Annotated in this window: 8 protein-coding genes; 4 read left to right on the top strand and 4 right to left on the bottom strand. The window is 49.2% G+C overall.

Annotated features, from left to right (window positions below):
• Positions 1 to 2: 2 nt before the first annotated feature.
• Genes Q0628_RS02580 through Q0628_RS02590 form a run of 3 tightly spaced genes read right to left on the bottom strand, consistent with a single transcriptional unit; the run spans position 3 to position 3,365 of the window.
• Positions 3 to 842 carry a lauroyl acyltransferase gene (locus Q0628_RS02580; protein ID WP_298768012.1) on the bottom strand — a complete coding sequence of 280 codons (840 nt, stop codon included), beginning with the start codon at positions 840 to 842 and terminating at the stop codon, positions 3 to 5.
• A gap of 33 nt (positions 843 to 875) precedes the next feature.
• Entirely contained in the window at positions 876 to 2,213 is a 1,338-nt protein-coding gene (locus Q0628_RS02585) for a UDPGP type 1 family protein (RefSeq protein WP_298768013.1), read from the bottom strand.
• 3 nt (positions 2,214 to 2,216) lie between these two features.
• Entirely contained in the window at positions 2,217 to 3,365 is a 1,149-nt protein-coding gene (locus tag Q0628_RS02590; protein ID WP_298768014.1) for a phospho-N-acetylmuramoyl-pentapeptide-transferase, read from the bottom strand.
• A gap of 66 nt (positions 3,366 to 3,431) precedes the next feature.
• Between Q0628_RS02590 and Q0628_RS02595 the strand changes: the two genes are divergently transcribed.
• The gene (locus Q0628_RS02595; RefSeq protein ID WP_298768015.1) at positions 3,432 to 3,923 is read left to right on the top strand and encodes a hypothetical protein; all 492 of its coding nucleotides are present in this window, start codon (positions 3,432 to 3,434) and stop codon (positions 3,921 to 3,923) included.
• 5 nt (positions 3,924 to 3,928) lie between these two features.
• Here Q0628_RS02595 and Q0628_RS02600 read toward each other — a convergent pair whose 3' ends face one another.
• Positions 3,929 to 4,891, bottom strand: coding sequence for a bifunctional oligoribonuclease/PAP phosphatase NrnA (locus Q0628_RS02600; protein ID WP_298768016.1), 963 nt, complete (start codon positions 4,889 to 4,891; stop codon positions 3,929 to 3,931).
• A 34-nt stretch (positions 4,892 to 4,925) separates the two neighbouring features.
• On the opposite strand from Q0628_RS02600, the gene Q0628_RS02605 reads away from it, so the two are divergent.
• The 3 genes from Q0628_RS02605 to Q0628_RS02615 form a co-directional block, all read left to right on the top strand.
• Entirely contained in the window at positions 4,926 to 5,780 is an 855-nt protein-coding gene (locus Q0628_RS02605) for an HAD family hydrolase (RefSeq protein WP_298768017.1), read from the top strand.
• Between the two features lie 124 nt (positions 5,781 to 5,904).
• Positions 5,905 to 7,740 carry a GGDEF domain-containing protein gene (locus tag Q0628_RS02610; protein ID WP_298768018.1) on the top strand — a complete coding sequence of 612 codons (1,836 nt, stop codon included), beginning with the start codon at positions 5,905 to 5,907 and terminating at the stop codon, positions 7,738 to 7,740.
• Between the two features lie 11 nt (positions 7,741 to 7,751).
• Positions 7,752 to 8,632, top strand: an 881-nt coding sequence (locus Q0628_RS02615) for a diguanylate cyclase (RefSeq protein ID WP_298768019.1), incomplete at its 3' end; no start/stop codon positions are given.

An 8,632-nucleotide genomic window follows, 5' to 3' on the forward strand; every position in this document is an offset into this window, starting at 1 on the left:
CCTTACTTGAAATTCCCGTGGTAATTCCAGCTCCACTGGTCGGGATGTTCTCCAATCCATAGTTCCGTTTCTCTGGCGATGGACCGGACTAGGAGGTCTCCGTCCGTTTTTGGCGGATAAAACTGTTCAAAACGGATTATGATCCGCTTATGAGGTGCATATTCAGTCCAGGTGCGGAAGGTGACGATGCCTGCTCCCATCTGGTTTACCTTTTGCAGAAGTCTAAGGTATAGGGTACTTTGTTGCCCAAAGAGTTCAACGGGGTTTCCTTTGGTGTTCTTACCCTGATCTACGACCATTGCGAGAATTCCTCCGGTCCTAAATAGGTCACGGATAAGTTTGCCCGTTTCGGCGGGATGATACTCGACAAGGTTTGGATCGTGACGGAAATCTTCGAGGCACTTGCGGAAAGCGTCGTCGCCAATGGAATCGGTTATCAGATGGACGCTTGTGCTGAAGCGACAAAGGCTACGGTGTAGCAGCTCGAATGCTCCCTGGTGGATGCTGATTGCTGCAATGGGGCCCGCTTTGACTGCATTTCGGATGATTTCCTCGTTTTCGAAAGTAATGCAGTTTTCTACACTTTTGAAGCGTGCTAGTCCGCGGTATGAATCAAGTGCGTTCCTGAAGATTCCCCAGAAAACGTCCCGTGCGCATACGCTGGATTTCAGGTAAGCTTTTGCGTTAGCGAGGTGCCTTACCGTGCGTCCGTAAGCACGCTCGGTATGCAGCGCCTTGTAAATCGGAAAAGCGAGTGTAAATAGCGCAGCGTAGAATGCGTTTGGCAGGCGGAGCAGGAAATGGAAAGTCGCTTTGTACAGAACGAACTTGATTTCCTTCATTGATCCTTCCTATTTCCTGCAGTCTACTTCCTACTATTCTTCGTCAAATTCCAGAATATTTCTTCCCAGTTCACGCTCGAACAGTCGGCGGGAAAGTCCTTCTCCGGCATAGCTGATGGTGGGGGACACCTCATAAAGTTTGTTCGGGTTGATTTCGACATGCGCCTTGCGTAACCATTCGCGGTGCAGGCGGCCAATCATGTTGCGGGCGGTCTTAGGTGAATCGTTTCCTTCGGCATTCTTTACCGGAGAAAATTCTTCTTCGCGGATGACTCCGAAAGGCATCATGCTGCCGAGCAACGGGAACGCGTCGAACAGAAACTGCTCAAATTTCCAACATTTCTCGATGCCGCAGACGGTCTTTCTAGCGGTGTGCCACGGAAGTCTGCTCGTCTGCAGCTTGCGTAAGCCCTCGATTTTGAATAAATGAATGGCAAGGTTGCCGCCGTCAAAGACGAGGCTTCCGTCCGGATTAGTCATGTCGCGGTACTGTTCCGGAAGGTCGCTGTATTCCACGACTCCAGGCTTACCGTTCTGCAGGGCGAAAATGCCGACCTTTTCGTTCGGACCGGCTTTGTGTACGACCTTGGAAGCGGACATGCTGCGGCCTTCGCTGGCGAGTGCTCCGATAAAGGCTGGGTCGCAAATGCGGCAGAGGGCGTTGTCTACGCTGTAAAGGAATACGTAGCGCACTCCCTTTTCGACGAGCCAGGCTAGCGTTCCGCTCTGGGCGAGGGCCCTGAAGCATCCTCCGTTTCCGTCGGGAACAAGGGCGAGGCGGTTGTTTTCGTCAACGACGGCCTTCCCGTTCGGGTCTAGGGCGCAAATGGTTCCCTGGGCAAAGAAACGGATGTCTTCGCGGGCGTACCCGAAGAAATGATGTTCCGTGAAGAACTTGACTGTTGCATCATGATTCAGCGGACTTGTCATGATGCACCACGGAATCGGGTGGCCGACCTGTGCGGCGAGATTCTGCAAGCGTTCCGCCTGCAGCTGGAAGAGACTCTTGTGACTCGGAAGGCCGATGTCGAACATGCCCTTCGGGCCGTCGAAACCGAGACGGGATCCTTGTCCGCCAGCGACGAGGAATGCGGCTACCTGCCCCTTGCCAAGAAGCACCCGTCCCGTTTCGTTCCAAAAATTATAGCGCAGGTCGTCTGCAGCAACCTTGAAAGGCATGGGCTTCAGGTCGTTTGAAACATTGTCTTCTAGGGACGCGTTGGATTTCTCGGTGTAAAGAGCCTTCAGTTCGTCCCAATTCTGACTTGCGATGTCTCGTTCCAGAAGGGAGCGGGCTTCGCCGCTCAAAGATTCCAGTTTCGCAACAAGTTCCTGTTGGCCTGCTGCGTTCAAAGTTTCGGTAATGTCCATATTCTACCTAATGCCGAAGAAAATCACCATGCTCAAGATGAGAGCGAAGATGCTCACCAGGTGCATACGCCACACGATTTTGGAATTCATGAGTGGCTTGCTTGGAAAACGTCCTTCCCACTTCTTTTGGTAGTGGTGGTGAAGCGGAGCGCATAGGAAAATGCGCTTGCCGGTTCCTGTAGTCTTTTTAGTAAACTTGAACCACAAAATCTGCAGCAGCACGGAGCATGCTTCGGCGATGATGATGATGCACACGATGGGGAGGAATAACCCCGCCTGCACCAGGATGAACATGATGCCAATTGCAGCGCCGAAGCCGACGGAGCCTGCGTCGCCCATGTAGATTTCTGCCGGAGGACTGTTGAACCACAGGTAGGCGAGAAGGGCGCCTGCTATGGAGGTGGCTAAGGGGAATAGTTCGTCGCAGCCGGGCAGATAGGGCACACTTAGGTACTGGCTAAAGATAAAGTTGCCGCTTACGTAGGCGACTAAACCCACGAATACCATGCTAGTGAGAATAGGTACCGAGACTAGACTGTCAAGCCCGTCGGTAAAGTTTGTTCCATTGGCAGCGGCGGCAATTACGAAGGTCATGAAACCGACGAAGATCCAATTGGGGAGATGTAGCTGGAAGACGTCGATGGGGAGGAATGGAATGGTGAGATCGCCCTTGAGCTCGGGAATGAACTTGTAACAGAAAATAGCGACCACGAGGCTGAAGAGAAAGTATAGCCCGAGGCGCAGGCTGCTTGAAATGCCATCGGCCTTGTCCATATAGTCGGCTGCTTTAAGCTTGCCGAGCTTGATGAGACGCTTGGCGCGGACTTTCGCGATGTCGTCGATTGCGCCTACGGCGGAGAATGCGGCAAGGATGACAAGGGTGGATATCGTGTAGCTGTTCATCTTGCAAACGAGGAGCGAGACGATTTCAACCACGATTACAAGTAGAAGCCCGCCCATAATCGGGGGAGACTTGGTTTTTCCGTCCTTGTCGAAGTCCGAGGTTGCGTCGAGGCTTTGAAGCTTGCGGATGTATACCGGCATGAAGCTCATGACGAAAATGATGGATAGCATGGCGGCGACACCTGCACGGAACAGACGGCCGTCGAAGAGGTCTATACTGGTTAGATGATAAAGCCACTGGCAAAGCATATTGCAAAGATAAAATATTGTATTTGTATTGGCATTGAATGTCTGAAAATTTCTACATTATAGAACATGAGTGAATTGCATATCGATTGTCCGCATTGCGGAACTTCATTTGACGCTAGTATCCAAGGTGACAGTGCCAATATGATGGTCTTTTGCTGCGCCCGTTGCAAGACTCCCTTGATGTATTATCACGGAGAGGTTGCCGAACTGGACCGCAAGGAATTTGCCGGACTTCGCAAGAAACTCAGTCGTGCGATTGACGCTGTCGTCAATAATGGGGGGGCCATGGGGGCGGTGGCCGAGGCTCTCAAGAAAATGGTCGATGCATCCGAAGCCCTGGCCGAAGAGCGTTCATCCGAAAAAGGGGATGGTATGCCTGTGCCGCGCGAGGGCTCTGCGCCGTCCGAGTTCGAGAATGAAGCTGAAAAATTCGCTGGTGCCATGCTGTCAAACGATGCCGAACCGGTTCGTCCTGCTGCGATTTCGGACGATACCCTTGCCGATTTGCAGAAAAATCTTGACGAACTTGATGTCGACAGCTTTCTTGCGAAACTCTAAGCTTTTTAGGAAAGCTGCTTCTGTATTAGTCCGAGAATCTTCTCGATAGCAACATCGGGTGTGTAGCTCGTGTCGCCGCCGGCAGCGCGGGTGTGTCCGCCGCCTCCGAATTCTTTTGCGATGGCGTTTACATCGACTACGTAGTTGCTGCGCAGGCTAATCTTGTACTTGCCGTTGACGGGGTACAGGAATAGGGCAACTTCCGTGCCGCCGACCTCGCGAATGGTGTCGATGACATTTGAAAGCTCGACCGGCGTTACTTCGAAGCGCGTCATGTCTTCGGGAGTAATGTGGGCGTAAACGACCTTGCCATCGAGTCCGAGCTTGCAGTTTTCCATGACGAATCCGGTCACGAGTGTCTGCTTGTAGGTGCGCGTATAGTAAGTCTCGTTTACGATTTTGGCAAAGTCAATTCCCTTTTCGATCAAGTCTCCTACGACTTGCATGGTGCGCTTGCCGGTGCAGCTGAACTTGAAGGCGCCCGTGTCGTGCACGATGCCCAGGTACATGCTGTTTGCCGCTTCTTTCGAAATCTTGTTCTTGTCGAGATTTATGTAAAGTACCTCGCTTGCGGAACTTGCTTCGCTCTCCACCAGGTTCAGTGTGCAAAGGTTCAGCGGGTTCGAAATATGGTGGTCAATGTTGATGGTTTTCTTTGCTGTCTTGATGCAGTCGGCTCCATTTGCGCCTACCCGTTCAAAGCTCGGCGTATCCATCAAGAATGCAAGATCATACGGTTTGCCGCTGTTACATTCGGCTGTGTAGAGAGGGTTGGCGTCACTTGTTCCGCGTAAAATCTTGTAGCTTTCGGGGAAGTTTTCAAGGTACAGGTCCACGCTTATGTTCGGATAGTTGTCTTTGACATAGTTATAAATACCCGTGGTGGATCCTACGCAGTCCCCGTCCGGACGCACATGGCCGAAAATGGCAACAGAGCTAGCTTCGCTCAAAAATTCGTCAATCTTCATATCAATAATATAGTCAATTTCTATATTGCGTTCTATGAAACTCCTTTTTACCGACCTGGACGGAACATTGCTTACCGATGACAAGCGGATTCTCGATGTGGATATGGATGCCATTGGGAAAATGCTGGAATGTGGCCATAAGCTTGTACTCTGCACGGGGCGTCCGCTTACGAGCGCCAAGATGCTTGCAAAAAGGTATGGTTTCGACAAGCCGGGATTTTTTCTGGTGAGTTTCAATGGCGGACTCATATACGATTATGCCGCCGAAAAGGCGATCCTCACGCGTCACATTCCGGTCGAATCTGTTAAGTTTATCATGGATGCCGCCCATGCCCGTGGAATGCACGCGCACACCTATGCGGGTGACCTGGTCGTTTCGGAACATGAAACTGAACAGCTCAAGACATACTGTAGCATCATGCAGATGGATTACCTGGTTGTTGACGACATTTGCGAATATTTCGGCAAAATCGCGCCCGAAACCGTTCCGGGCGCTCCGATTAACGTGGTGGTGAAACCACCCATCAAGGTAAACGTAATTACGCCCTTTGACCATGAGAGTTTAATCGATTTTCGCGCGGAAATGCGGAAATCGACGGCAGGAAAGCTCTTTGATGTATTCAGTAAGCCCGAAATGCTTGAATTTTCGCACCTGAAGTCCAATAAGGGTGAGGCGGTGCGCTATATGGCCGAATATTATGGGGTTCCTCTGGCAGACACGATCGCTGTGGGGGACGAGGAGAACGATTGTCCCATGATCGAGGCTGCCGGAATCGGAGTTGCCATGTCAAATGCCTCTCTGGTGACAAAGAATGCTGCCGACTATGTAACCCGGGTTGACAATAACCATGGTGGCATTGCGGAAATTATTGAAAAATTCGTTTTCTAGCTTAATTTGGCCTTTTTTTCATTTTTTTAGTGAATAATCCATATAGGAATAATAGGGGGGCTTTTTTTTACACTTTTGACCTTACTTTGGTATATCTTGAAAAAAAGGATGGAATTGCGTTGTCATGAAACAATTTCAGTTTGATTACCACAGTATTACATCGTTAAAACGCGATTTGGATAAAATCAGTCTTTGGTGCCGAACCAAGATTGTTTCCCATGTGGTATTCCAGATCTATTCGGATTCCCTGGATAAGGGTCAAATAGATCTTGTTTGTGATGTCGTGGGCCAGTGCTTTCCCGATGCCGTATGCATGGGCTGTTCCACGAACGGAAATATTATCGAAGGTCGTCTTTCCTGTGTCCCGATCTCGATTGTCTGCACCATATTTGAATATCCGACGACGCAAATAAAACTCTTGCAGTATACCTTGAATAGCGAAACGGCGCTTGACGTGGTGGCTTCGATCAAGGAAGAAATTAAGGCGAATCCCTGGGTGAAGGCGGCAGAATTGCAAATGACGATTCGTGGCATGTCCATGACTCCATTCTGTGAGGCGTTCACCGATGTGGATCCGTCCATCATGATCTTTGGCGGGGGAGCATTCAGTTCGAATTTGTTTCGTAACGATGCCTGTGTCTTTTCGAATGTGAAGGGGTATTCGGAACAGGGACTGCTTGTTCTTTTGATGGGGGGCGAAGATTTTTATTGTTCAGCGACCCACATCACGGGCTGGAAACCGCTTGGCCGTGAATTTTTGGTCTCCAAGGCGGATAGGAATATCTTGTATGAACTTGACGGAATTCCAGCGTATGATGCTTACTATCGCTATCTGAATATTGAGAATGATGAGAATTTCTTCCTCAATACGCTGGAATTTCCTTTTTTCTACAAACACAATGGAATCAATATCTTGCGAGCGCCAATTGCGTGTAGGAACGACGGAGCTCTCGTGATGACATCGGATATTGACGAAAATGTGAAGGCCCGTTTGGCATATGGCGATCCGCAGACGATTCTTGCCTGTATTCGTGACGATGGACGTAAAATTGGCGAATTCAATCCCGAAATAATTAAAGTATTCTCCTGTGCGGCGCGTCGTACATTCTGGGGAAAGAGCGAAATTAGCAACGAGACGCTTCCGCTGCAGAGCCTTGCTCCGACATCAGGCTTTTACACTTCGGGTGAATTTCTGCGTACGGGCAAGTTTGTAAATCAGCATAACGTGACGCTGGTGATTGCTTCCATGCGCGAGGGCGAGGGCGGTGACCGTTATGACTTTGAAATGGCGCAAACGAGTTTTTCGGGCAATGTCTCCATGATTAACCGTCTTGCTACTTTTATCAATGCGGCTACTCAGGAATTGGTCGAGGTGAATGAAAAGCTATCGCTCATATCCATGATGGATTCGCTCACGAACCTGTTCAATCGCGGAGAAATTCAACGGCGTATCAAACAGGCTGTTGAACAAAAAAAATCTGGCAGTCTTGTCATGTTCGATATCGATGAATTTAAGAAGATAAATGACTCCTTCGGACATCATGAAGGAGATGCCGTTATCAAGGGTTTCTCGCTTGCCTTGCGCTCGGTTGCTGATCAGGGTGGGTACTCTGGTATAGAGGGCTTTGAATTTGATTTGACTAGATATCTCGAAGGAAAGGACTCCTTTGCAACAAGAACCATTGATGTTGAAAACATTCAGAGCCCAACAGGACGCTGGGGCGGAGAAGAATTCATGACGCTATTGATAGGCTTGTCTGCCGAGGAGGCTCGGGAGTTTGCCGAAAAGGTTCGCAAGAGCTTCAATGAGATGGTGTTTGAAAAGGCCAAACATTGCTCCGTAAGTATCGGTGTTACCGCAATCAATGAAAATGACGATACTGATGCTGTGTATGTTCGCGTTGACCAGGCTCTTTACAAGGCGAAAGCAGCAGGGCGCAATTGCGTTGTGGTGCTATAGGGATGGTTCTGATGGACAATATCGTTAAGCTAAAGTTGGATTCCCTGTTCAATGTGACCTCCATTTTGTCAAATGGAGCCTATGTCTATGTTACTGATTTGCGTTCTGATTGGACGAGGTGGTCTAAGGAAGCTGTACATTATTTTGGCTTGCCTTCTGAATATATGCAGGGTGTTGCAATGTCATGGATGGAGAAAATCCATCCGAAAGACCAAGCTGAATATCATGCGGATATTATGCGCGTCTTGTCGGGAGAGTCTGCCGAACATTACCTGCAATACCGCATAAGGAATTCTGCAGACGAATATGTCATGTGTACTTGCCGTGGTGCAGTTCTGGTTGATGATTTGGGAAAGCCGAATTACTTTGTCGGTTCCGTCAAGAATAATGATTCGTTGAGCTATTTTGACGATATATCCAATTGCAGGAGCCTTTATGGATTCATGGAGGACCTTAATTCGTCATTATACCAGAAGGATTCTCTTCAGGTAATGATGGTTGGCATCAATGATTTTTCTCGGCTGAACGAAATTTACGGCTATACTTTCGGGAACCGCATTCTGCAGGAATTCTCGAAGATGATTAAGACAGAGGCTTTCGGCAGGGGCGAATGGTATCGCATGGACGGAACAAAGTTCGCAATTGTCAGCAAGAACATGACGGTTGATGATCTCAGGAATCTTTACAACCGAATCCAGTACAATGTGCTCCATGATTTCACTGTCGGTGGCAATCGGATTGTTCTTTCGTTTGTGGCAGGTGCGATTAGTCTTGATGCTCCCGAGGTGTCTGCGGAAACGATTTATTCTTGCCTGCGATATGCCTTCTATGAGTCGAAAAATAATCATCTAGGCGAATTTTATGTTCTTAAGAATGATGTCGGTGATGACAA

It is taken from the genome of uncultured Fibrobacter sp. (genome assembly GCF_937877005.1).
GTDB lineage: Bacteria > Fibrobacterota > Fibrobacteria > Fibrobacterales > Fibrobacteraceae > Fibrobacter.

Bases quoted from the DNA above. Each gene is read 5' to 3' on its own strand.
- Q0628_RS02580 (WP_298768012.1), bottom strand. From the start codon at position 842: ATGAAGGAAATCAAGTTCGTTCTGTACAAAGCGACTTTCCATTTCCTG.
- Q0628_RS02585 (WP_298768013.1), bottom strand. From the start codon at position 2,213: ATGGACATTACCGAAACTTTGAACGCAGCAGGCCAACAGGAACTTGTT.
- Q0628_RS02590 (WP_298768014.1), bottom strand. From the start codon at position 3,365: ATGCTTTGCCAGTGGCTTTATCATCTAACCAGTATAGACCTCTTCGAC.
- Q0628_RS02595 (WP_298768015.1), top strand. From the start codon at position 3,432: ATGAGTGAATTGCATATCGATTGTCCGCATTGCGGAACTTCATTTGAC.
- Q0628_RS02600 (WP_298768016.1), bottom strand. From the start codon at position 4,891: ATGAAGATTGACGAATTTTTGAGCGAAGCTAGCTCTGTTGCCATTTTC.
- Q0628_RS02605 (WP_298768017.1), top strand. From the start codon at position 4,926: ATGAAACTCCTTTTTACCGACCTGGACGGAACATTGCTTACCGATGAC.
- Q0628_RS02610 (WP_298768018.1), top strand. From the start codon at position 5,905: ATGAAACAATTTCAGTTTGATTACCACAGTATTACATCGTTAAAACGC.